General features: G+C 35.8%; 17 protein-coding genes. 3 read left to right on the plus strand and 14 right to left on the minus strand.

Translation table 11 applies throughout. The features are described from left to right. Positions 1-20: 20 nt before the first annotated feature. Positions 21-2,213: a catalase gene (locus ACFOWA_RS07060; protein ID WP_378983302.1), complete on the minus strand. Its 2,193-nt coding sequence runs from the start codon at positions 2,211-2,213 to the stop codon at positions 21-23. A gap of 7 nt (positions 2,214-2,220) precedes the next feature. Beyond that, a complete protein-coding gene (locus ACFOWA_RS07065) occupies positions 2,221-2,775 on the minus strand; it encodes a YciE/YciF ferroxidase family protein (protein WP_378983304.1) in 555 nt (184 codons plus the stop codon). Positions 2,776-3,064: 289 nt separating this feature from the next. Between ACFOWA_RS07065 and ACFOWA_RS07070 the strand changes: the two genes are divergently transcribed. Together ACFOWA_RS07070 and ACFOWA_RS07075 are read left to right on the plus strand one after the other, a co-directional pair. After that, positions 3,065-4,594 (plus strand): PAS domain-containing sensor histidine kinase, encoded by a 1,530-nt coding sequence (locus ACFOWA_RS07070; protein WP_378983307.1) that lies wholly within the window; start codon positions 3,065-3,067, stop codon positions 4,592-4,594. 1 nt (position 4,595) lies between these two features. Beyond that, complete coding sequence (locus ACFOWA_RS07075) at positions 4,596-4,958, plus strand: response regulator (protein ID WP_378983310.1); 363 nt, start codon at positions 4,596-4,598, stop codon at positions 4,956-4,958. A gap of 204 nt (positions 4,959-5,162) precedes the next feature. Here ACFOWA_RS07075 and ACFOWA_RS07080 read toward each other — a convergent pair whose 3' ends face one another. Beyond that, positions 5,163-5,624 carry a PA2169 family four-helix-bundle protein gene (locus ACFOWA_RS07080; RefSeq protein WP_378983313.1) on the minus strand — a complete coding sequence of 154 codons (462 nt, stop codon included), beginning with the start codon at positions 5,622-5,624 and terminating at the stop codon, positions 5,163-5,165. A 269-nt stretch (positions 5,625-5,893) separates the two neighbouring features. Here ACFOWA_RS07080 and ACFOWA_RS07085 point away from each other — a divergent pair, with 269 nt between their 5' ends. Next, complete coding sequence (locus ACFOWA_RS07085) at positions 5,894-7,159, plus strand: sensor histidine kinase (protein WP_378983314.1); 1,266 nt, start codon at positions 5,894-5,896, stop codon at positions 7,157-7,159. A gap of 4 nt (positions 7,160-7,163) precedes the next feature. Here the strand turns inward: ACFOWA_RS07085 and ACFOWA_RS07090 are convergent, their stop codons facing one another. The 11 genes from ACFOWA_RS07090 to ACFOWA_RS07140 form a co-directional block, all read right to left on the minus strand. Next, positions 7,164-8,336: a CehA/McbA family metallohydrolase gene (locus ACFOWA_RS07090; RefSeq protein ID WP_378983317.1), complete on the minus strand. Its 1,173-nt coding sequence runs from the start codon at positions 8,334-8,336 to the stop codon at positions 7,164-7,166. 117 nt (positions 8,337-8,453) lie between these two features. Then, positions 8,454-9,857: an alkaline phosphatase gene (locus ACFOWA_RS07095; RefSeq protein WP_378983319.1), complete on the minus strand. Its 1,404-nt coding sequence runs from the start codon at positions 9,855-9,857 to the stop codon at positions 8,454-8,456. Between the two features lie 9 nt (positions 9,858-9,866). Beyond that, entirely contained in the window at positions 9,867-10,931 is a 1,065-nt protein-coding gene (locus tag ACFOWA_RS07100) for a phosphatidylinositol-specific phospholipase C1-like protein (RefSeq protein ID WP_378983322.1), read from the minus strand. A gap of 23 nt (positions 10,932-10,954) precedes the next feature. Continuing rightward, positions 10,955-12,544: a RagB/SusD family nutrient uptake outer membrane protein gene (locus tag ACFOWA_RS07105; protein WP_378983324.1), complete on the minus strand. Its 1,590-nt coding sequence runs from the start codon at positions 12,542-12,544 to the stop codon at positions 10,955-10,957. A gap of 11 nt (positions 12,545-12,555) precedes the next feature. Next, positions 12,556-15,543: a SusC/RagA family TonB-linked outer membrane protein gene (locus ACFOWA_RS07110; RefSeq protein ID WP_378983326.1), complete on the minus strand. Its 2,988-nt coding sequence runs from the start codon at positions 15,541-15,543 to the stop codon at positions 12,556-12,558. Positions 15,544-15,799: 256 nt separating this feature from the next. Further along, complete coding sequence (locus ACFOWA_RS07115; RefSeq protein WP_378983328.1) at positions 15,800-18,235, minus strand: alkaline phosphatase family protein; 2,436 nt, start codon at positions 18,233-18,235, stop codon at positions 15,800-15,802. A 254-nt stretch (positions 18,236-18,489) separates the two neighbouring features. Beyond that, the gene (locus tag ACFOWA_RS07120; protein WP_378983331.1) at positions 18,490-19,731 is read right to left on the minus strand and encodes an alkaline phosphatase family protein; all 1,242 of its coding nucleotides are present in this window, start codon (positions 19,729-19,731) and stop codon (positions 18,490-18,492) included. A 130-nt stretch (positions 19,732-19,861) separates the two neighbouring features. Continuing rightward, the gene (locus ACFOWA_RS07125; protein ID WP_378983333.1) at positions 19,862-21,319 is read right to left on the minus strand and encodes a SusD/RagB family nutrient-binding outer membrane lipoprotein; all 1,458 of its coding nucleotides are present in this window, start codon (positions 21,317-21,319) and stop codon (positions 19,862-19,864) included. Positions 21,320-21,335: 16 nt separating this feature from the next. Next, positions 21,336-24,758: a SusC/RagA family TonB-linked outer membrane protein gene (locus tag ACFOWA_RS07130; RefSeq protein ID WP_378983335.1), complete on the minus strand. Its 3,423-nt coding sequence runs from the start codon at positions 24,756-24,758 to the stop codon at positions 21,336-21,338. Between the two features lie 130 nt (positions 24,759-24,888). Next, entirely contained in the window at positions 24,889-25,884 is a 996-nt protein-coding gene (locus tag ACFOWA_RS07135; RefSeq protein ID WP_378983338.1) for a FecR family protein, read from the minus strand. Positions 25,885-25,985: 101 nt separating this feature from the next. Further along, positions 25,986-26,555 carry an RNA polymerase sigma factor gene (locus ACFOWA_RS07140; protein ID WP_378983341.1) on the minus strand — a complete coding sequence of 190 codons (570 nt, stop codon included), beginning with the start codon at positions 26,553-26,555 and terminating at the stop codon, positions 25,986-25,988. Between the last annotated feature and the right edge of the window lie 2 nt (positions 26,556-26,557).

Below are 26,557 nucleotides of genomic sequence, written 5' to 3' on the forward strand. Positions count from 1 at the left end.
AACTGAAATGCTATTTTGGTTTAAGCAGGGATTTTTCTGGGATTTTCTCTTTCCCAGAAGCGGTGCATTCCAATCATCTCAATAAAAATGCTTGTCAAGCTATTCACATCAGCCGAAACCAATACGCCTTCGCGTAGCACTGTTTCTTTAGAATATTCTGCAGGTAGTTTTTTAAAGAAATAGGTTGATTCTAATACTTGTAAAGCTTGTTCATCAGCTGCAATGGCCTTACAATGTTTAAAAGCTTCATTTAAAAAATGAACTGCATTAGCTTCTGCTTCTAAAGTGGCTACTGAATTTCCACCGCCGGGAACGTAAACTGCATCATATAAAACTGATGCCGCAGTTAAAAAGCTTTCATCAACAGTAATTTCCACATCACCTTCAGAAATGATTTTACCTAATTTTGGTGCAATGATGTGAACCACTGCTCCTTCCGCAATTAATGAATCCTTAACTTTACTTAATGATTTTTCATCAACGCCATCAGCAGCTAAAATTGCAATCTTTCTGGTTTGAATAGTATCTTTAATTGTTCCAGCCATACTTAAAGCTTCCGATTTTGCTAAACTACCTTCAGGATTGGTTGAAGCATACTCACTTCTATCACCGTCTGCCGGAATGCTGTTATTCAATTCCTCTAAAGCAATTTTCGGAATATGTAAACCCAATGCATAAGCAACTTCTGTAGCCAAGTTCTTATCAATTTGGGCAAGTACTGCAAGCATACGCTCACGAATCTCTACTGCTTTAACTTTTCCCAATTCAAAACTAAGCGCATCGGTTATATGATTTTTCTCTGGATCGCTTTGCGAATTGAAGAAAAGACGAGCTTGAGAAAAATGGTCGAAGAAGCTTCTGCTTCTTGCCCTTATCTTTTTAGCATCAATTCTTTCATTGTAGCTTACAAAACCACCCTCTTGGGCTTTGGCTTGTTGTGGGTCGTTGGCTGCAATAGCATTTGGCCCATAACTGGTTTTACCACGATTAATGGTTTGACGCATATATCCATCTCTTTGATTGTTATGAACAGAAATAACTGGTCGGTTAATTGGAATTTCATGGAAATTTGGTCCCCCAAGACGTATCAATTGCGTATCGGTATAAGAAAACAATCTACCCTGTAATAACGGGTCGTTTGTAAAATCAATACCTGGTACAACATGCCCAACATGAAAAGCAACTTGCTCCGTTTCTGAAAAGAAATTATCGGGGTTACGGTTTAAAGTCATTTTGCCAATACGTTGTACTGGAACAAGTTCTTCAGGAATCAGTTTTGTAGGGTCGAGTAAATCAAATTCAAATTTAAATTCATCCTCTTCAGGAACGATTTGAACACCCAACTCCCACTCCGGAAACGCACCTGCCTCAATCGCATCCCACAAATCTCTTCTATGAAAATCAGGGTCTTTGCCCGAAATATTTTGCGCTTCGTCCCACGCTACAGAATGTACACCTAATAGCGGTTTCCAATGAAATTTAACAAAATTTGAAACACCTTCAGCGTTTACAAAACGAAATGTATGCACTCCGAAACCTTCCATCATGCGGTAACTTCTTGGTAAAGCACGATCGCTCATCGCCCACATAATCATATGTGCTGATTCTGGAAGTTGTGAAATAAAATCCCAAAAAGTATCATGAGCAGAAGCCGCCTGTGGCATTTCATTATCTGGCTCTGGCTTTACAGCATGTATTAAATCAGGAAACTTAATCGCATCCTGAATGAAGAATACAGGCATATTATTGCCTACTAAATCGAAATTACCTTCTTGTGTGTAGAACTTAACGGCAAAACCACGTACATCTCTAGCTAAATCGCTAGAACCACGAGAACCTGCTACAGTAGAAAAACGTACGAAAACTGGCGTTTCTACACTGGTATCACATAAAAATGCTGCTTTTGTTAAGTCTGATAAATCATCATAAACTTTAAAAACACCGTGTGCAGCCGAACCTCTTGCATGAACAACACGTTCAGGAATACGTTCGTGGTCGAAATGCGTTATTTTTTCTCTTAATATAAAATCTTCCAGTAAGGTTGCACCTCTATCACCAGCTTTAAGCGAGTTTTGATCATCATTTATTTTAACACCATGATTGGTTGTCATAAATTGACCAGTTGAATCTGCAACAAAGGATTCTAATTTTTTTGTTTTGTCGTTCTCTTGCTGTGCAGGCGAACTATTTTTATCGGATGTTTTCTTAGCCATATTTTATTTATGCTTCTTCAGCTGCTTTGTAATTAATCTCGTTTTCGGCGATATCGCCTAATTTGTTATCGGCAAGCTTTTCTTCCGCTAAAGTTTGCTCTAAAATCTCTGCAACATCTTTCAAACCAAGTGTTATTGCCAATTGGTATAAACCATTATAACTAGCAATTTCATAATGCTCTACTTTTTGCGATGCCAAAATAATTCCTACATCTCTCGTTGCAGTACCAGGTTCTGTAGATTCTACAATGCCTTCGGCTTCTTTCGTCAAACCTTCCATTGCGTCGCATTTCTTTGCAATTGCTTTTTCACCAAGAAGTTCAAATATTTGCTCTAACCTTACTACGTGATTTTTGGTTTCTTCAAGATGAGATTCGATAGCATTAATAAGTTCGGGAGCTGTTGCGGCAGATATCATTTTTGGTAAAGACTTAACCAAATGATTCTCTGCCCAATATAAATCAGCAATTGAATCTTTAAAAAGTTCGTTAAGTGCCGGAGAATCTTGTTGTGTTGTTTTGGAAGCAAATTTTGGGTCGCTACCGGTTTCTTTTGTTTTCATAATGATAGGTGATGATGGTTTTGTTTGTATATATAACCCTAAAAACTAAAGTTAAGTTTTGATTAATTCTTCAGATTATTCTATAAAATATATTAAAAACAATTCCCTACGAATTGCTTTTTTTTAGTAGCGATATTCATCATGAACACAACCTTTAAGAATATTAATGCTGTCATTTTGATAATTTTCACATTTTACTAAACAAAACCCTATGGCTTCAAGTTATCTACCCGTAATGGTTTAACATAACCACTTCAAATTCTTTAACCCAAGAAAATGTTTTTATAGAATGGAAGACTTTTTAGTGAATTTGCCAGATTTTGGAAATGCTGATTTAAGGCTATTTGCAGCCGCATTACATGCATCGAGCAATGGTGTAGTTATTACTGATCATAATCAACCAGATGAGCCCATCATTTATTGCAATAAGGCATTTGAAAATCAAACAGGATACACTAAAAAAGAAATTATAGGTCATAATTGCCGCTTTTTACAAGGCGAAGACCGCCATCAAAAATCGAGAGGTTTAATAAAGACTGCCATTAAAAATGGTGAACATTGCAAAGTTTTGCTAAGAAATTATAAAAAAGATGGCAGAATGATTTGGAATGAACTCATGATTTCGCCCATCAAAAATCACGAAGGTGCCGTTACACATTTTATAGGTATTCAAAATGATGTTACTAAAAGGGTAAATGCCGAAAATGAATTGGTGGGGGAAAGAGAGCTGTTAGATGAACAAGTTAGAGAACGTACGCATAACTTAGAAGAAAGTGAAAGCTATTTATCTGCCATTGTAGAAACCATCAGAGAAAGCCTGATTGTATTGGATAGCGAATTAAGAATATTAAGTGCGAATGAAAATTTTTGTAGTTTTTTTAGAGAACGGTATCAAGACATCATTGGTGAACATTTATTTAAAATAGGAAACGGACAATGGGATATTCCAGAATTACGCCAGCTTTTGTTAAATATCCTTCCGCATAACAATCCTTTCGAAGGTTTTGAAATGGAAAATGAGTTTGCTTCTATCGGGCGCAAAATGCTAATCTTAAATGCGAGACAAATGACACTTAAAGGTAAATATCAAGATAGGATACTTTTAGCGATTGAAGATATTACCGAAAGAAAAGCCATTGAACACCGAAAAGAAGATTTTATAAATATTGCCAGTCATGAAATGAAAACGCCTTTAACAAGTATTAAAGGGAATTTTCAACTGTTAGAGAAAATAGCTAAAAGAAATAATGATACTACATATTTAAAAGGTTTTGCCACCGCTGGTAAATCAATCGGTAGGTTAGAAAGATTAATACACGACCTATTGGATGTGGCTAGAATGCAATCAGGAAAAATTGAATTTAAGTTTGAGCCTTTTAGCTTAAAGAAACTTATAAAAGATTCGGTAAATATTTTAGAACAAAGTGCACCTGAACATAAAATTTCGATAACAGGCTTACCTGATATTACTGTAGAGGGCGATTTTGGAAGATTAGAACAGGTGATGATAAATATATTATCAAACGCAGTTAAATATAGTCCGATAGAAAAAGGAATTAACATTCACATAAGTATGTTGTCTGGGTATTGCAAAGTATCTGTTACAGATTCGGGTGTGGGTATACATAAAAGAGACCATAAAAGAATTTTTGAACGCTTTTACCGAGCAGATGAAATTTCAGAAAGATTCCCTGGAGTTGGCGTTGGTTTATATGTTTGTAGTCAGATAATTAAAGAACACCATGGTACACTTTGGGTTGAAAGTGAAGAAGATAAGGGATCGGTATTTAGTTTCACCATCCCACTAAAGCAAAATTAATATGGCAATAAAAATAATGATATGTGATGATGAGATGGATATATTGGATGTTACCGGTATGATATTAGAAGATGCCGGTTACGAGGTTATCGCAGTATCAGATAGCTTAAAAGCTGAAGAAGTTTTTAAAAATGAAATGCCGGATTTGTTACTGATAGATTTGTGGATGCCTGGTATTTCTGGTGATAAAATTATTGCATCATTAAAAACAAACAACGACTTTGAAAATGTACCTATGATTGTACTTTCTGCTAGCGATACAGCGAGGCAAATAGCCATGGGATGTGGTGCTGTAGACTTTATTGCCAAACCTTATGATATTGATAATTTACTTGGTGTATTAAATAATCATTTGCATAACTAATTTTATTTGATTCAAATTGATTTTTTTTATCTCTAGCAAAGCTTGCTCTTGGTTTATATCATTATTTTTAAACTATTAAGTCATTAATCAAAGCAGATTTCATAAAGGCATTACAATAGTTCTTAACAGGAATTAAAAATAAAGTCATAAAAAAGCCGCTAATGAAAATTTCATTAGCGGCTTTTTTGGTTTAAATATCTATTATTAAATAGCTTTGTGAATATCTCTCAAGCCTTTAATTAAATCGTGACCAGCAATAATTCCTTCTTGTTGTTTTAACAATGTTGAACGTATTGGTTCGCTTAATTCGTTTTCCAATAATGCATCTTTGTAAGCTTTTTTAATTGCATCTTCTCCACGCTCACATTCTGCTAAAATACTGTGACGATCATCACCACCGAAACTAGCTTTAATGTCAATCCATGCTCTGTGTAAAGTACCTAAAATTGTATTACCAGTATCTGGAGTATCACCATTTCTACCTACTAATCCTGCTAATTCTAACGAGTTTGCACGGCTATCTGAAGATAATTTTTCAAAAGTAGCTTTCAAATCGATATTTACATCATCTAAATCAGCTGATGCTTTATCAAATCCATCTGCTCTATCGTTGTTGATTTCAATTAAATCATTTAAAATTTCCACTGTTTTTTCTGTATTTTCCATGTTGTTAAATTTTGATGTTTCTTTTTAAGTTTTGTTATTATACTACAATCGGATTTAACTTATGGTTTTGCTTTTTTTATATTTTGACACTTAAAATGACAGAATTATCATTATCACATAAAATAAATAAGTTGATTAAACACCTATGTTGTAAGGCTTAGAGAAAACTGAACATTTTATTGTTGTAAATTGACAGTGAGCTATAATGCTGTCATTTTTAGCATTCCCGAAAGCTATAAAATAGTTATCTAGAATAAAATTAAATACCTTTGAAGATTAGCTTATTATCAGAAAACCAAATTGGCAATCTGCATACACCTTCCATTAGTTTGAATAAAGAATTGCCCTTACCAAATAATGAGTCAGAACGTTTAGCCTCATTAAAAGCTTACAAAATCATGGATACATCTGAAGAGGATGATTTCGATGATTTAACTAAAATGGCTTCCGAAATTTGTGGTACACCAATCGCATTAATTACATTAGTTGATGAAACACGCCAATGGTTTAAAAGCCGAATTGGTTTAGGTGTAAGCCAAACACCAAGAGAACATGCTTTTTGTGCTCATACTATTATCGACCCAACGGGAACGATGCAAATTACCGATGCAAGGAGAGATTTAAGGTTCGCTGAAAATCCCCTGGTAACTTCTGATCCAAATATTGTTTTCTACGCAGGCGTTTCTTTGCAAAGCCCTGACGGTTATCCACTTGGAACACTTTGTGTAATTGATAGGGTACCAAAATCTTTAACGCCTCAACAATTGGATGCGTTGAAAATTTTAGCCAAACAGGTTATTACTCAAATGGAGCTTAGAAAGAAAATTATCGACCTTTATAAAGTAAATAGACAGCTTAGCGAAACGAATGAGTTTATGCAACGTTTTGCTACAACTGCGGCTCATGATTTAAAGAATCCTTTAAGCAGTATATCAGTAAGTGCCGAACTTTTAACTAGGCATTTAGAGCAGATTGGTGATGCAAAGGCATTAAAACTTGCCTCTACTAATTTATCATCAACAAAAAAGTTGGCTAAACTGGTTAATGATATGCTTGAATATTCGCTCAGACCAGAAACTTTAACTCAAAATCATACCTCCATTTCACTTAGTAATTTCTTAGACAAAACCGTTTCGATGATTACCATGCCCGATAATGTGGTGATTACTTATCCAACCGAAAACCCAATAATTACAACCTCAGAAATTGCACTGCAGCAAATATTTATCAATTTGCTAACAAATGCCGTTCGTTACAATGATAAACCAATTTGCAATATTGAAATTAGCTACTATAAAAAAGACGGCAAAGATGTTTTTGTGATTGAGGATAATGGAATAGGCATACCTAATGAAGAACTGGAACGCATATTCGACAGGCATGTAACTTTAAATCATGCCGACCGGTTTCAGCAAAATGGAACGGGCATAGGGCTTTTTACCGTAAGGTTTTTGGTAGAAAAATTGAATGGGAAAATTTCTGTCGAATCAGAACCTACAAAAGGAAGTCGTTTTACGTTTAGTATCGGAAATTAAAATTTTAAAATTTCGGATCGAAGTTGAAGTATATCGGATTAGAAAGGGCTACCATTTTTTCGCTTAACCCTACTGATTTTGGCACTTGCGGATAAGGTGTATTCTTACCCTCTACCACTACACGGTAATATGTACGCGTTTTTAAATCAGGTGTATCGGTAAATTCTACAGCTGGTATTTTTCCTTTTACTTCGTAAGCATTCAATTTTCTACCATTTTTTATAACGGTAATTGTGTAGGTTTCATCTACCAAAGTATTGCCCATAAGTTGTACCTGGAATTTTACCGGCTTACCTGTTGAAATGGCATTATCACCCATCATCATTTCGAACTTTCCGTTTCCTTTTTCATCAGCATAAAACTCTACTCTTGGCGAAAATGGATTTGCACTTACCGAAACTTTTCCGTTATCTAAAGCATAAACAATGGCATCTAAGCTTCGCTTTTTTGCAAAAACCCAAGTTGTGGGTGTGCCAACATAATTAAATTCGGCTTGATAAGTATTTGCGGTTGGTTTTTCGGCAGCGGTAGGTACACCATGGTGAGCGTCACTTCCTCCCCTTCCTGCCATCATTCTACCCGATGATAGCATGTCATCCCAAATCATAATTGCGTTGGCATTTTTAGGCCAAATTGCCGAATTCCAAACCTCTATCGATTTTACCAAATCATAAGAAAAGCCAAAATTATCTTTTCCGCTTGGGTGGTTTGCAGATAAATGAACACCCAATGAATTTTTCACTTTGCCAATGTTTACATCTCGTTGGTCTCTAACATCAAATAACTTTTGATGATCGTAAGGTTTAGCAGAAAAAACATTCCCGTGTCCTCTTGTAGTGGTCCATTCTGCACCATACAATAAAAGTAGCGAATCTGATTTAAATTCTGGGTCGGTCCAGGTGTTGTGAGCTACATCGCCATTTACATGATTATCATGATCGGTTATGCATAAATAATCCATCTTTACTGATTTAGAAAAATTTATAATCTTCGCAATCGGATTGTTGGATGATTCTGTACTATGTCTGGAATGCACATGTAAATCGCCTTTTAACCACATTCCTGATAGATTATTGATAACATTAGGAGTTGAACTTTCTTGAGCAAAAACAGAAGCAGTGTTTAAACAAAAAACGAAAAATAATATTGCAAAAAAGAATTTAGAGGAATGATGCATGTTCAAAATTAAGGATTTGATTTAAACGAAATCTATATTTTACAAACTGATTGAATTATAGAAATCAAAATAAATGGATTGTAAAAAATAGACTTCAATTGTTTATTAGGATTCGCATTAAGCCTTTACCATGAGCGATTCTGGCATCTCGGCGGCTTTTAACATGAAATTATGCAGTTCGTAATTTTTTACAAAAGGCTTTAAGTTTTCAGAACCAGGTCCGAACATGGTTAGTTCTACATAATCTCCTGTATGATTCATCCCGGCCCATTGCACATCTGTATATTTACCTAAAATTTTTCCGTACTCGTAAAACGGAAGGTTAGATTCATTGTAAAGTTGCCCCGGAACAATATCCTTGAAGTGTACAAGCAGCGATTTAACATCATCAGATTTGATTACAAAACCTTGATTTTCTTTAATTAAATCTATAATTTTTTGTTCGCTAAAAGATTGATTTAATTGACCTAAAAGCCAGGTGTTGCTATGTTTAAAATTTTGAAGGCTGTCGAATTTCTTGTTGGCTTCATCTGCATAAAACAAACCAGGATTCGAATTTCCATGATCTGTTGTTATTATAACCAAAGTTTCACCATCTTTTTCGGCAAATTCAATAACTTTCCCAACAGCTTCATCAAAAGCCAGCTGGTCGAAAATTAATCCACTTAAATCATTAGAATGTGCTGCCCAATCTATCTTTCCACCTTCAACTTGTAAAGCAAAACCATCTTTGTTATCTTTCATCAATTCGATGGCTTTCATCGTCATTTCGGCTAAAGATGGCGTACTTTTCATTAAAGCTTCATCATGTTGGCGGTCGACTTCATAAGGCATTCCGTCTTCAGCAAACAAACCTAAAACTGGTTTAGATTTATCCAAAGACATCATTTCTGCCCTGTTTTCAGCAACTTTGTAACCTTGGGTTAAATACTTAGGAATCAGATTACCACCAGTTCTTTTCTCACCAAAATATTTATGTCCGCCGCCCATCATAACATCAAACTTTAATCCCATATACATTTCGGCAATAATATCCTGTCCGCCGCGATTATCTATATTTATACAAAAACCCGCAGGCGTTGCATGTGTAATGGGTACGGTAGTAACGCAGCCTACTTTTTTGCCTTTTTCTTTAAACTTTTGAAGAATTGGTTGAGGCTTTTCCCCGTTCATACCAACGTTAAGTGAGCCATTTCTTACCCGCATACCTCCACCCCATGATGAACTAGCTGCAGCCGAATCGGTTACCATAGAACTTGCTGATGCGGTATCCATTAAAGCTCTTACTGCCTTATTATCTCGATATAAACTAAGCCATTTACTGCTTTTACCAAACGTTCGGGTAGCATATAAATCAGCCATATTTAGCGTACCTATACTCATTCCGTCGCTCACCATCATAATAATGTTTTTAGCTCTTTTGGCGCCTATAAGTGGTGAGGCTACAACATCTTTTAAGCCAACAAAGGGTAAGCCTAAACCGGCAAGGAAACCTCCTTTTAATAACGATCTTCTATTCATGTGTGTTGCTTATTTTTTAAATAATGGGTTCTCTCTCAAATATTTTCCATCAGCAAAGCTTACAGAATAATCAGATTTAAAGTGAGTGCTCTTATTGTAATAATCTGTAGTAATAATTTGTGCTCCTGATTTGCAAGCCGCTTCAAAATCTGTAAAATCGTTTTTTCTAGCCTGTTTGGTATCGGCATCTGCCCGGGTTCTTATGATGTAACCCTTTTTTACTAGGTCAGGAATTTGTGCATCTTTTGGATTGTTCCTAATCATTACCGCAGCTTCTGGTGTACCAGCATCGGCATTAGCAAACATCACTCGACCTGTCAACGATGGATGACCATTAATGTAAGTCGAGCGTTTTCTGCCTGTAGCATCTAAAACGAATAAGAATTTACCTTTTGCTTTGCTAAGTTTTGGCCAATTTTGCCCTAAAACCGCAGCTTCTAAAGTTTTATATTTTCCTTTAACGTCAGTTGGAGTAATTACATGTTCTTTACCTAAATTTTCGATAATTACTTTATCCAGCTCATCAAATGTTGAACTGGTAAAAACTTCGGGTTGTGTAAAACCTTTACGTTTAATCGAATCGTCTTTTGCTTCAAGCGTAATAAAAACAGGTGAATGCTGAGGATTAGCTTCCGACCATTTTTTAACTTGCAGTAAAGCCAATTTAAATGTTAGTGCCGATGAACGGAAATCTAAATCAGGAACATGCAAAACTTTAAAACCTGGTTTATTAAGTTCGCCATCTGCATCAAATTCTGGCTGACCTTTAATCATATCGAAGCCTCTTGGATGCGCATATTTGCCGCCTTTTTCATCTGCATAAACATCTATTTCTAGGTTGCGAAGCCCCATATCCAATTGCTCTGGCATAGATATGTGCTCGTAATCTAAACTATTTGCAGCGTTAGAATCTGTTAATTTAATTGCTTTAAACAATGCCGGGTTAATGGCTTGCTTATAGCTGTTATGCGAACCGATAACCTGAATTTGATTTATCGGTAAATCATCTTTTGAAGTTACTAGGGCGATGGCTGGAAGAACCAGCAATAAACCAACACAGGTTATCAGTCTCATATTTTATTTTTTTTGCAGGAAAATTAGTAACCAGGATTTTGCCTTAAGTTGGTGTTTAACTTTAACTCATTTGCCGGGATTGGATAAATCCTTCTGGTTAAATCTTTATTCATGAAAAGCACATCATTTGGTAGCGGGTATTCGGTTTCAAATTGCCCGAAACGGATTAAATCATTTCTTCTCCATGCTTCCCAGCTAAACTCACGAGCTCTTTCATCAAGCAAAGTACTTAAGGTAACAGTTGCTACTGTTGGTGCGCCTGCACGGTTTCTAATTTTATTTAAAAGTACCGTAGGCGTTTGCAATTCGCCATTTACAGTTGTTGCCGCTGCTCCTCTTAAAATTGCTTCTGCTTTCATTAACATTACATCAGCCAAACGCAAAAGTGGCATATCATTACCATTTAACCTTGTTGCCTGAATCGCGTTTATATCTGGCCAGTATTTTACCGAACGAACACCTTTTGCCTGGTCGGCTACGGTATTGCCTAAATCCATTGGTTTACCAGGTTTTAAAATTAAATCTGGCGTAATTTCAATTTGAGTAGTTGTACCAGCAACAAATACAGGCTTGGTTAAATCTGGTCTTCTGTTAGCATCTGGCGCATATTGCTTACCAATTAACCAAAAACTGTTTCTAATATCATTTGCTAAGTTAAAGCGGTTATAGTATTCTGGTGTTGTGCTCATTGCGATACTAAAACCAACATTAATACCATAAGCAGGTGCCAAGGCTGGATAAAATCCAAATCTTGTCATTTGGTTACCCGGAATTTGTTGGTCGTAAGGTACTGCAAAAATAGTTTCATTAATTTGAGGACCATTGTTTACATCAAAAATGTCAGAGTATTTATTATCTAAAGCATAATTGGTGTTTTTTAAGATATTATCGGCCATAATTACTGCATCAGCGTAACGAGGTTTACCTGTATAAACTTCTGCGTTTAAATACATTTTTTCTAACAATGCATAAACCATAGCCTGTGTAGGGCGACCATAAACCGCAATACGGTTGTTATTATCTTTAACCGGCAATTGTGCAACAACGGCCAAAAGTTCTTTTTCAATAAATTCGAAAACTTTATCGCGGGTTTGGTTTCCCGGTAATGAACTAACCGGAAAGGTATCAATGATGGGAACATTTCCGTATAAATCCATCATAAAAAAGTAATACAAGGCACGCATAGCTTTTACTTCTGCCAAACTGCTTGCTTTAGTTGCTGCTGCAACATTCGATTCGTTGGTAAGATTTATTAAACGGTTACAATTGTTTATGCCTCCAAAACCCCATTGCCAAATATCTCTAACATTTGGATGATCGATAGTCCAGGTGTGGTAATGCAACTGGCGATACTGACCACCATCATCAAAATTACCATCACGAGCCGGGATAATTGCTGCATCGCCAGAAAGTTCTTGCATTCTCCAATAAGGAACACCATATTGAGATGAAAGATTGGAATACATGGTACCAAAAAGCGCAGCGTAATCAGAATTGGTAACCGGAAAATTCTCTTTTACGTATTGCGATTCTACATCTACATCGAGCTTGCTGCAAGATTCTAAAACCATTAAACAGGCAAGAATATTAAATAAAATTATAAGTTTTTTCATTTTCGTATTTTTTAGAATGATGCACTAACACCAAAACTGAAGGTTCTTGTTTTGGGATAATAATTGTTGTTATCGATACCCGGAGTTAAACCACCGATGTTAATTTCAGGGTCTATACCGGTATAATTTGTAATTACAAAAAGATTATTTGCAGTTACGTATAACCTAATTGCTTTTATAGATGGTGTTTTTGGTTTAATGGTATAGCCTACTGTTGCGTTATCTAAACGCAGGTAAGAACCACTTTCAAGAAAACGATCTGAAATTAGGTATGCATTAATATCATTAAAAGATTCGCCTAAAGTAAACCTCGGTATGTTTTGAAGTTTAGCATCAGCAGGGTTATTTAATGATGCAGCTGTTGCATTTAAAATTTTGTTACCCAACACACCACGAACAAGGAAGTTTAAATCCCAGTTTTTGTAGCTGAAACTGTTTGCCCATCCATAAATTAATTTTGGTTGTGCATCGCCAGCAATTTTAGCATCGGTTGTTAATGGTTGTGTAGCAATGGTTTGTCCGGCTGCGTTGATGTATGTACTTACACCCGCAGCATTTTTACCTGCATAATTCCATAAGTTAAATGTACCTAAAGCATAACCTGGTTGTATTAACTGACTGAAATTTCCTGATTGACCTTTACCACCCAATTGTGCGGTTTGTATTGCTGCAATTTTATAAAAATCATCAGATAGCGTTTCTACAACGTTTTTGTTATGCGCAATATTTGGTGAAGTAGTCCATCTGAAATTATCAGTTTTAACGGCTACAGCATTTAATGAAAACTCGATACCTGTATTTTTGATTTTACCAACGTTTGCGGTAATGGTTGGCAAAAAGAATTGTGTTGTTGATACTTCGTAACGGTCGTAAATTAAATCAGAAGTTTGTTTTACATAAAAATCTACCGAACCGGTTATTCTATCTTTAAACAAACCAAAATCTAAACCGATGTTTGTTGTAGCGGTACTCTCCCATTTTAAATCGGGATTTTCATTTCTAACCGGACCAATTGCATTGCTAACATTACCGTTGTTTAAAAATTTGTTACTACCAGAAAGCGTACCGTAAATTAGTAACGAAGAAAAAGCATCGAAACCTAAGCTATTACCAGATACACCGTAACCAGCACGAAGTTTTAAATCACTAAAAACCGGAACTGATTGCATAAAATCTTCGCCGATGATTCTCCAACCTGCCGAAACAGCCGGAAACAATCCCCAACGGTTGTTTCTACCAAAAGCAGAAGAACCATCATTTCTTAAAGAAGCCTGGAATAAATATTTTTCGTTATAGTTATATTGAACCCTTCCGTAGTATGAAATTAATCTTAACGTGGAAATTGGAGCATTGTTGAAAGCAATTTGCGAAAGTAAAGTTGGATTAGAAAGGAAAAGGTTATTGTAAGCTAAATTATCATTAGAAAAATTCTGTGTGGTAACACCAAAACCGTCATTGGTTCTATCTTCCTGCCACGAATAACCACCTAATAATTTCAAGCTGTGCTTTCCAAAGGTTCTATCGTAATTAAAATAACCTTCTAAAACCTGACTTTTGTTTAAAACATCAATTTTTTGTGCTTGTCCGTTAACACCTCTGGCTAAACCCGATTGACTGTTTAAATATGTACTGTAATTGTTTTGATCTCTTTGAGATGAAACGCTAGCCGTAAATTTCAAACCATCAATAATGTTAACCTGAGCCATTCCATTAATCAACGTTTTGTTATTTAGGTTATCAATATTGTTGTTATCTACAATTGATAGTGGGTTACGTGTTCCGCTTCCTGTACGATTGTAATTTTCTTTATAAGTACCATCCGCATTAAAAGGACTTACTGTTGGTAAGTAGAAAAGCATATTTGGTAAAGCCTGAGATTGGTAAATATCTGAGCTTTTTGAATTGCTATTCGTAATTGTTAAACCAAGTTTTAACCTATCGTTAAAAAACTTCTGGTTTAAATAACCTCGAACAATGGTTCTCTTTAAAGATGTGTTTTTTAAAATTCCTTTGTTATCTAAGTAGTTTACACTTGCACCATAATCTGATGACTGTCCAGAACCACCATAAGAAATGTTATGGTTTTGCGAATAACCAGTTCTTTCCAATAACGATTGCCAGTTGGTGTCAGAACCATCATCATCAATCGCATTTAAAGTTTGTTTATTATCAGCAAGATATTGTCTTAATTCAGGTGCAGAAAGCATATCATATTTTTTTGATACCTTTTCTACCGCTGCATAGCCATTGTAAGATAAACGAGCCTGACCATTTTTAGAACGTTTAGTGGTTACGATAATTACACCGTTTGCAGCTCTCGAACCATAAATTGCGGTTGATGAGGCATCTTTCAAAATATCTATATTTTCGATATCGGATGGTGCAAGTAAATCGATAGATGCACCAGGAACGCCATCAATAACATAAAATGGTTCTTGAGCAGCTCCTTCTCTTAATGTAGATGGACCACGTAAAATTGTAGATGGCCTTGAATTTGGGTCGCCACTTTTGGTAACGTTTAAACCCGCAACTTTACCTTGTAAAAGCTGTGCCGGGTTAACTAAAACACCTTGGTTAAATTCTTCTGCTTTTACAGAAGTTACAGCTCCCGTTAAATCCTTTTTGTTGGCTGTACCATATCCAATTACAACAACATCTTTTAAGGTTTGATTATCGGGCATCATAGTTACATTAATATTGGTTTGTGTGCCAATAATAATTTCTTTAGATACGCTACCCAACATAGAATAAACGAGTACATCGCCGTTTTTAGCTTGTATGCTGTAAACACCATCGGTATTTGTTGATGTTCCGCTTGTGGTACCTTTAATTCTGATGGTAACACCAGGAACAGGTTGATTGGTTTCGTCTATAACCTTACCTGTTATAGTTTTGCCACCCTGGGCGAAAACATTTAAGGAAAATAAAAGTAAGAACAGAGCAAAACATTGCCATTTTCTTACCAGACAAAAATCATTGAATTTGTAATTTTGTTTCATGAATAATCAGTTAAAATTTGTTTGGAAAACACATGCATAGCAACCAATTTGGGCGCTTTAAACGTGCCACAAAGATGGTTTAACAGCATTAGGGATTTGCTGATGTAGCGTTATGATATTGTTAATATAACACCTGGTGTTTTAACAGAATATTAAGGATTATTTGATAATTGAGTTTTAAAAAAACAATTATTTAACAAAAGCAGATATGACGAAGCGTTTGGCTTTTTTTTCCAGATTTTATTTTAAAAGAAACTTAATCATCATCCTTCTTTTTCCTTTCGAGAATTACAAATGCACTTCTTTTAGGTGCAGGCATTATAGAATTTTCTCCTTTTACCGATTTCCAAACAACTTCATTTAAATCCAAATCGGGTGCAGCATCTTCTTTCGCAAAGTTAAAAAGTTCTGAACGCCTGCTGCTTTCGTTTACAGCAACATTTCGGTTATCTAGATTAATTGCAGGTACGATTGTGGTATAAGGTGTAAAATCGGGCTTGCTGGTAAAGCATTCAAATAGTGGAACTGCTGCAGCATCATACTGGCTCATTGGTGGTAAGCCTAATATCAATTCCATTGTTCGTAAAAAGCCAGAGGTAGAATACATGGTATGTATAACCGCATTTCTTTTTACATAAGGACCAACCACAAAGGCTGGTGAACGGTGTGCATCTACATGGTCGGGACCATTTTGAGCATCATCCTCTAAAATAAAAACAACAGATTCTTTCCAAACCGGGCTATGAGAAAGTTTATCTATAATTCGTCCAACTGCTAAATCATTATCAGCTACGGCAGATTGAGGTGATACTTTACCTTTCTTTTGTCCGCTGGTATGGTCGTTAGAAATTCTTAAAGTACTAAACTGCGGAACCTTTCCTGCAACCATCAACGAATCGAAATCATGAATCCAGGCATCAGCTCTTACCTGGTCTGTTATATCCATATCAAAACCGGGAGAATTTGGACACATATTACCCTGTAAAGATTTGATATTGGCTTTTCCATAATCTCCAAACTCACCATAGCTGCGATAAGTAACACCAGCTCGCTGGCAATAATCCCAGATGAAACCATCTTTAGGATAGGTTACCGGGCGACCACCTTCGTAATTGGTAGTTCCGCCACGTGCGCCATAACTGGTAGGCCAGGTTTTTTCTACAACATCAGTTGCGTAGGCTGCCATACTCCAATTGTGTCCATCGGCACTAACTTCAGCATCAACGTAAAAATTATCTAAAAGCACATAATTATCGGCTAAAGCATGCTGATTTGGCGTAATTTTTTTTCCAAAAAGTGTTAAGCTCGAATCGCCATTGCCTTTTGGCATATCGCCTAATACTTGGTCGTAAGTTCTGTTTTCTTTTATGATGTAAAACACATGTTTTATCGGAGATTTTTCACCTTGTTTTCTAGGTATTGGATTTCCTTTTTCACCTTCAGCTGTAATGGTTTTTTTATCATTAAATGGCGTGTTGGCATAAACCTGAGTGGTATAAAGTTTTAATTGTTCGGGCTTTGGAGCATCAATAAAAGATAAAGACCCTTTAAATAAACCAGCAATGTATTGAAGTTTGTTGTTTGCAGTGCTACCCATTTGGTAGCCACTATTATCGGCTTTAGAGATGGGTTGAGGACCTTGAGGATTTGCTAAAGATGTATTGCCTTTACCATTGGTTACCAATATTTTATTGCCAGTTACTTTTACACTTGTTGGATACCAACCAACAGGAATAAATCCCCGGCTTTGGCTATTTCCTGGCTGGCTTACATCAAATACAGCAAGGCAATTATTATCTGCATTAGCAATATACAAGGTTTTTTCGTTTGTGGTTAAAGCAAGTCCGTTTGTGGTAGAACCCGTTAATTGTGTAGCATAAAGTGTTGTTGCAATGGTTTCTATAACTTTATTTGTGGCAGTATTAATTACCGAAACAGTATTATCATTTGCATTGGCTACGAAAAGATAATTTCCTTTTTTGTTCAGCAATAATTCATTTGGATGGTCTCCAACGGGAATAAGAGAAGTAATTTTTTCTTCATTGATGTTTACAACCGCAACAGCTCGCCCACCCCATAAAGAAACATATAACTTTGTTTCATCAGGCGATAAGGTACAGCTATAGGCTATAGCAGGCAATTGAATTTTCTTTAGAACCTTCTTTTCTATCGGATTAATGATGTACAAACTGCTATCCTCTTTTGTTACCGTAAAGAGTTTGGTATTAAGCTTATTAATTGCAATTCCTGCCGGACTGATTTTGTTTTTTGGCCAACTTGCGCCAAGCTTTATGGTATCACTTTCGGCAAATTTGTTATTCTTGATACTGTAATTTATGATGATATTATCGTTTCCTCCAGATGCATATAAATGCTTTTCATCTTTACTAAAAGCTAAACCATACCAAGATTTTTTTATTATTCTCTCATCAAGCAAATTTTCGGTTTTAGCATCAATAAGTTGAACAGATTGAGTGCTTTGCCCGTTATTGGTTACAGCAATAAATTTCCCTGAAGAACTTACCTGCATATTTAGCGGCAAGTCTCCTAAGGTAATCGATCGGCCGGCTGGGCTTAATTTCCAACCATTTGGCAGTAAAACTTGTTTCGTATTTTCGATTTTACCGGGTAATTGACTGTAAGCGATTTGGCAAACCAGGGCAAAAACAGATATGATTAAATATTTTTTCATAAGGAGATTGAATACAAAGCTACGATTGCGCAAAGAAAAATTTGATGAGCATTTTTGATTTTTGCAATAGTATTAGCGAATCAAAAATATGGGCAATTAATCAATGTTGTGTTAAGCCAATATTAAGAAGTTTCAATCAATCGCAAATATTACAGGATGGAAAATTAATTGAGCTTGTCGAAAAGATATCCTTAATTCTTTAGACAAGCTCAATAATTCATTTTGTGTATTACACATTCTCTTTTGCACTTATCTTACTTCGATTTAGTATTTACTACAATCCATTTGTTAACCGTATTTTCTGGAGTTTCTAAGACTATTTTATAAAAATCAGATGGGTATTTTTCTATATTGATGAATGCATGTTTTTGAGCGACATCAACTTCTCCCAAAAGATGATATTCATCCTTTCCTCCTGTTTTAAAATTATTGGTAGTGCTGAGGTATATTTTTACTTTACCACCATTTTTTAAAGCTTTCCAATTTAAATCGATATTGCCGTGTACATAATTTGCCTCTACCTGGGCGATAGCAACATCACCAATAAATGGAGTCCCGTCAACTTCATCTTTAACTTCTTTCGGTAAATTGATGTTCATGAACCTAGCGATAGACGGCATAATATCAACAATTGCGGGGCGATAGTAAGTGGCATAGGTATTTAAAGGCTTATAATTCGAAACCATCCAGGTAGAACGCTGCCTTGCACTTTGACCGCCATGGTTTTTTCCAGTCTTTTCATCCCTACCGTGGTCGGTGGTAACAATCATCAGCCAATCTTCATTATGCTGTTTCTTCCTTAATTGTATCGCATCATTAATTTTTCCCAACTGAATATCTAATTTTTTTATTGCGCTTTCAAACTGCGGACTATCGCCATACATGTGCCCCATATCATCGGTATATTCTAAGTATATCCACGAAAGGTCTGGCGCATCTTTAGCAATTGTTGTAGAAGCATCATCAATTACCTGTTCATCTATTTTATGCATAAAATCTCTGGCTTTGTCTTGCCTAAATCGAACCGTATCTAGCTCATAACCATCAAAATAAGTATCAACTTTTAAGTTCCCTGCCTCACTTAAATTATGCCCAAGTAGCTTTGTTCGGTTATCAGTCCAGCTAGAAAATATTGCTGTTTTTTTATTGGGATATTGATTTTTAAGCAGCCTAAAAATGTTCTGATAATTGTAATTGGGTGCTTTTATGTTATTATCGGGCACATTATGCTTGTTAACCCAAGTGCCTGTAATCAAGCTATTATAGCATACCGCAGATATGGTTGGCGTTTGTGTATAACCATCCTTTTCACCACCAACCGACATTCGCGTATAACTTCCATCGGCAATAATTTTTTTAATATGTGGTAAATCTAAACGTTCAATTAAATCGGCGGGAATACCATCGGCTATTACAAATACTGTTTTTTTCGCCTTTTGAGCATTAGCCTGTACAGCAGAAAATAGCAAAAAAGCAACTAAAAATTTCTTACACATATTGAAAATATAAATACATCAAGTTTGATTAAATTAATAAAAGACAGTATCATAAACTACAAATTTTCGCGTCCTCTCGAATGCTTCGACAAGGCTTTTGATAAAATTTTTATGATACAGCCTTATTTTATTATGGCCTAATAGACCACATTATGCCACTAATATCATCGCCACCCGTATATTGTGAAGCTATAGCTCCGCTTACATTGGCTTGATTTAAGCGCAATTCTGATTCAGGATACATCCAACGTTTAGGAATGCGCTTGTTATTTAAAACACCCGCTCCACTAACATCAAATGTTGGAATCCCTGTTCTTCTCTGCTCATAAAATGGTTGCCAATCGCTATTCATAAAAGAGGCAATGTATTTTTGAGTAAGAATATTTGCTAAGGCACCCGAACCAGCAGTTAATTGTACAGAACTTTGAGCTAAATAGCTGTTAATTGCCGTTTGACTGATATTGTAAAATAACATTGATGCCTGAATTCCTTTTTGATAATAATCATTTGCGTTTCCAGCTATCCAACCTCTGGTAACACCTTCAGCCAATATAAATTGAACTTCTGCATAACCAAGTGCTATGCTTGGCTCGTTTACAGGATTATTATAATATCTTGGATTTATTTTAGATAGTTCTCCAGCCACACTTCTGGCATTATTTTCATTTACAGGAGCACTACCTTTTGCACCACCATAGGCATTAAAATCAGTTGCAGCAAGGCTCGAAAATTTAGGCGCTTTATCTGCAAATGAGAATAAACGATTATCCTTTAACGATTTTAATAAGTCAACAAAGGTTTCTTCCATGTAATAAGCTGTTTGCATATCGTTACTATTGAAATACGGATAGCGGTTATTCAGCAAGTCATAATACTTTAACTGTGCATTATCGGTATTTGATGCCATAATTGAATATGTAGCTGGTGTATTTACAATTTCGGCAAAACGCTTTTTAACTTCCAGTTTGTTATCATTTTCTTTTATCGATAAACTTAAAAGCACTCGTAAAGAAAGAGAATTAATTGCCTTTTTCCACTGTTGCATATTTCCATTGTAAACAATGTCGCCGGCAACATTTGGCGTGGTAGAAGTTATAAGTCCGCTGGCAGTTTTTAAATCATTTAAAATGCCCAAATAAATATCTTCCTGTTTATCATAAATAGGTGTTGTAATGCTTTCATCACCTTTTAAAGCTTGTGTGTAAGGTATATCGCCAAACATTTGCGTAAGCTGAAGAAAATACCATGCCTTGTAAAACTTAGCAATTGGTATATATTCAGGCTTATTTTGGCTTGTTGCAGCTTGCTCCATTTTAATCACTTGCCTTAAATTATTGTAGGCGTTGTAACTTCCACGTTGCCAGCCATAATATTGCTCTAGAGAAACCGCATCGGTATAAACCATTTGACGTGATGCAAAAGCAACAGTAACATTTGATGCCCGGAAAGCCGTTTGTTCAACAGAATTCAACAACAAATCTGGTGTAGCAATTGTAGATTTATTTGGGTCGGTTTGAAACTCACTAAACTTTTTACATCCTGTTTGTAGGATGATGATGAGTACAAGTAGTGATAATAAATTTTTCATATCTATTTGTGATGAATTAAAATTTCAGATTTACGTTAAAACCAAATGAGCGTGTAGATGGTGTTTGCAAATTATCGGTAGCTGGGTCTGGATCAACGTTTGGCATTTTAGAGAATAACAATAAATTTCGTCCAACTAGCGATACGTTTATTCTTTTGATTACTGATTTTTCCAACAACTTAGCTGGCACTTGGTAACTCAATGTAGTTTCGCGAAGTTTTAAAAATGTTTGCGAGAAATAATTGTAGTTGTTATAAGCACCATTGCTGGTATTTGTCATGTAATCGATATAATTTACCGCTTTTGTATTGGGTGCATAAACTCGTGTATCGGTAATTATATTTCCGGTTGCATCGTAAGTTGCCTGTCCGCTGGTTACTACTACCCCATCTCCAATAAATGTTGATAATCCATTGTTTGCATCAACCCTGTATTGGTTTAAAGTACCTTTGTTCGTTCCGCCCCACCACATTTTTTGGTTGGTGGTAGAATACATCATGCCACCAATACGTCCATCAACTAAAAATTTTAAACTAAAATTTTTGTAGGTAAATGTATTTTCAATTCCGTAAGTCCAATCTGGATCCTGATCACCAATGTATCTCGAAAAAGTATCATTAAGCGGGAAGCCATTGCTACCATAAATAATCTGACCTTGATTGTTGGTTTGAAAAACGGTAGTAAAAATCCTATCCATTCTATCGCCAACTTTTAAAAAGTTAAGCGTTTGTGCACCTCCATAAATTTCTTTTAAGTAACGGCGGTACTGGCTAAAGTTTAAGGAAACATTCCATTCGAAATCGGTCGATTTTAAAGGTGTTCCAGAAACCACAAACTCTAAACCTTTACGCTGATAGACGTTTCCATTAGCCAATTGACTGTTGTAGGCTGTAGTTATGGATACAGGAATGGATACGATATTGTTAAAATCGCGGGTTTGGTAATAAGTCGCCTCCAAACTTAATCTGTTTTTAAGAAATTTAGCATCTACACCAATCTCCCAGCTATCTGATGTTTGTGGTGATAAATTGCTGTTTAACAATGCATCACCAAAAGTTAACGATGGTAAATTATTCCAAATTACACCCTTGTTAAAGGATGGCAGGTAACTATATGTGTAAGCATTATCGTTTAATGTAGCACTCGATACCCTCGACCATGAACCACGAGCTTTTAAATATGAAATCCATTTTGGCAGTTGAGCGAGTTGAGATATCACCACTGATGAACTTATCGATGGATAAAAAAAGCTATTATTTGCCGTTGGAAGTGTTGAAATCACATCATTTCTACCCGTTGCAGATAAATAAATACCGTTTAAAAATTCTAAATCTAATACGGCATAAACGCTACTCGTACGTCTTTCTTCAATAAAGTTTGTGCCTTGTATTGGGTTAGCCGAGTTGCTTAAATTATAAAAGCCAGGTATAGTTAAACCATCGGTATTGGTAGAGCCGTACTTGTTATTGCGATAGTAATTTGAACCACCTACTTGTGCATGTAACTTAAACTTTTCGGTAAAGGTGTGGTTGTAATCTGCAATAAGGTCGGTAGCTAAGTCGATATAGTTACCTGTAGCTACTGTAAACTGTCCTCTTGATTTATTTCCATAACCAATATAACTCATTGGTTCTTTATAAGTTCTGTTTAAACCATATCCGTTGATACCATTTCTAAACTGGATATTTAATGCCGGACTGATTTTGTAATTTAAGTTTAATGAACCAAATGTGTTATCCTTATCGTAACCTCTCAAATATTCATAAGCCTGAAAATAAGGATTGTTGTAGTATGAAGTATTGTAATTGCGCTGCTGAATACCCTCTTTTCCAGGCACCCAGTAATCTCTTAAATCTGCAACACTAACATCTGCACCAGTCCACAAAACTAAATTGTACAAATAGTTTGTTGGCCCGTAACCCGTTTCAGGGAAGTTTTTGGTAAACTGGCGGTTGTAGTTTAAGCGGGCATCTATGGTAAAAGCATCTGATAGTTTATAATTACCCGAAATGCTAAACGAAGAGTTGTTTAAATCGGTATTTGGCACAATACCACGTTGGTAAATGTGTGATGCCGATGCCCTAAATGAGCCTTTATCTGAACTTTGCGTAATGCTGATGTTATTGCTCGAAATTAATCCAGTTTGGAAGAAATCCTTTACATTATTTTTTCCTCTTGAGATGAATGGCAATGGAACAAGTTTGCCGGTAAGTGGGTCTATCGGACTATTAAATTGCGGGGTCTCAAAAAAGCCACTTGGGGTTGCAGCGGGTTGATCTAATCTTGGTCCCCAAATCCAGCCAGAACCTTCCGGGCCACCACCAGAACCATCAACATAAGTGTATTTTCCTTTAAAACCTGCACCATATTCGGTTTGTACTTCTGGTATTCTGATAAAACTTGGTTGGATTTGTGTTGATGAATTTACATCAATGCTTAAATCTTTTCCTTTTCCACGTTTTGTGGTAATCATTATTGCACCGTTCTGACCAATTGAACCGTATAATGCTGATGCACTTGCACCTTTAAGTACGGTTAAACTTTCAATATCATCGGCGTTAACTTTATATAAATCTGCCGACTGGTCAGGAATTCCATCTATTACGATAAGCGGCTTTCTACCACGAAGTGAAATAACCGGGTCTTGAAACAAATCAGTAGAGTTACGAACATTTAAGCCTGCTACCCTACCTGTTAATGAATTGATAATATTCGGTTCGCGAGCTTTTACCAAGCTTTCACCCTGTACTTCTTGAACTGCGTAACCTAGTTTAGCTTTTTCCTTTTTAATACCCAAAGCGGTTACAACCACTTCAGAAAGAGAACGTTCATCATCTGCTAATTCAATGCTATAAGTATCCGTTTCGGTTATTACAATTTCTTTTGTGGTAAAGCCAAGGCTGGTTAATACCAAAACATCACCTGCGTTAACTTTGATAGAGAAATCACCTTCCTGATTGGTAACGGTTCCTGTATTCGAACCTTTTATCAATACAGAAACTCCTGGAATACCTTGCTTTTTATTGTCGGTTACGTGTCCGCGGATAATTCTTGCATCGGCAGATTTAACAACTAAAACAGGTTTAACAATGATTTTATTATTTACCTCATTGTAAGTAAAAGGTACGGTTGATGAAATTTTCTGCAACACATTACCCAAATTGCTGTTTACTGCATTAATACTTATTTTTTTCTGAAGAAAACCATCACGGTCAATACAAACGATGCTATAATTCGTTTGCTTCTGAATCATATTAAAAATTTGTGTAAGCGATTGATTATTAGCTTTAATGGAGCATTTTATATTGTTTAAGTTTTCTGTTGCTGCCCTTTTATTTAATGCAGAAACTTGATAGCAGATACTGGAGAAAAGCAGTGTTAGGATTAATAACCTGCATCTCAAAGAAATTAAAGACGATTTGTAAATCTTTTTTTTCATAAATTAGGAATTCGTTAAATAAGTTTTGAATAGTTTGTATGGCGAATTTTTAACCGGCATCTCGTAAATGCCGGTTATTTTTTTGAGTTCTGCCTTGCATTGCTCAATTGTTTTGTAACCGAGGTTTAATTCATTTTTTGTTCATTATGTATATTTTGTTTCCATCATTGCGATAGCTTAAATTTCCGGTTGAACAGATAATTTCTAGCACATCATTTAAAGTATCGTTTTCAAAGCGGGCAAAAACACGTGTTTCGGCTGTAGATTCATCCTCAAACACCAATTTTACACCATACATTTTGCCGATTTTTTTTGCCGCATCGCTAAGCTTTTCATTGTTAAAAACCAAAGTATTAGTCATCCAACCCATTACATTAGCACTATCTAAAACATGTTGGTAAACCTGATGATTGGAACGATTTAAAACCAATTCCTGCCCCGGTTTTAATTTATATTCTTCATCATGGTCATCAATTACATTTACATTTACTTTACCTTTAAATAGCGATACGGTTGTTAAACTTTCATTTTTGGTAGCATTAACATTAAAATGAGTACCCAAAACATTAATGTTCAAATCATCGGTACGTACCGTAAAGGGTTTATGTGGGTTTTTAGTCACCTCGAAATAAGCCTCGCCGATTAATTCAACTTGACGATGATGCTGTTCAAATGCGGCAGGATATTTCAACATACTTTTCGGACCAAGAATAATCTTCGTTCCATCAACCAGATAGAAAGTTTTTATCTCTCCGGCTCTGCTAACCCTTTGCAAATAAACTGGTGATGTTGGCGCCAAATCTTTAGATGAAAGTACGAGCAAGGCAACCACGCCAACTATTGCAATAGTAGCTGCAAGCATAGTCCATTTTAAAACAAACTGTTTGTTAGTGCGCTTTGATTTTACCTCTTGCTCATCAATAATATGGTTAAGCTTGTGCAATGCATTTAAACTGTCTTCCTTATCAACCGATTTCACATCAAACCAACTCACCTTTATTTCTTCAAAAGTTTGTTCATTTTCTGGCGATGCCGTTATCCAATCAGCTAAAAATTCATTTTCTTCTGTGCTGGTTTGCTTAAGCAGGTATTGGGTAATTAATAAATAGATGTCTCTTTCTTCCAAAATAATATGATGATTAATGGAAAGACGAAGTAGAAGTGGGATATCCTTACAAGATATATTCGATTTAATGTAATGGTAATATGCGTAACATTAAATTAACCTTAATGCTGAGATTTGTAGTGTCCATAATGTTCTTTTAAAAATTTTATAGCCCTGAACATGTGAGTTTTAACGGAATTTCGGGTTAGATTTAATAGTGATGCAATTTCATCATAAGTAAGATTATCTTCCCTATTCATTCTAAAAATAAGCTGAGTTTTTGTAGGGAGCAGATTTATCATTTCTTCAATGGTGTAATTAAGCTCCTTAAAAATCAAAATATTATCTGGCGATTGAGAAACATTTGTTTCTTCGTTAAACTGCATTTCTGTTGGGTCGTAAAGCGGAAGGTGTTTTTCACGATAAATGTCTTTTACCTTATTTTTTAAAGCCGTAAATAAAAATGCTGATAATGAACTGTGGATGATTAAGCTGTTTCTCTGGTTCCAAAGTTTTAAAAACACTTCTTGTACCACATCATCAGTCTGATGGCTTGTATTGGAGAGTAAGGATTTACCATACCTCAACAAACCAGCATGATACTTCAAAAAAATGGTATTAAAAGCCTGCCGATTACCTAGGCGTAATTTATCCAGCAGTTCAAAATCCTCCGATTGATTTGTGGTTATCATGT

The organism is Pedobacter lithocola, assembly GCF_042650845.1.
Taxonomy (GTDB): Bacteria; Bacteroidota; Bacteroidia; order Sphingobacteriales; family Sphingobacteriaceae; genus Pedobacter; species Pedobacter lithocola.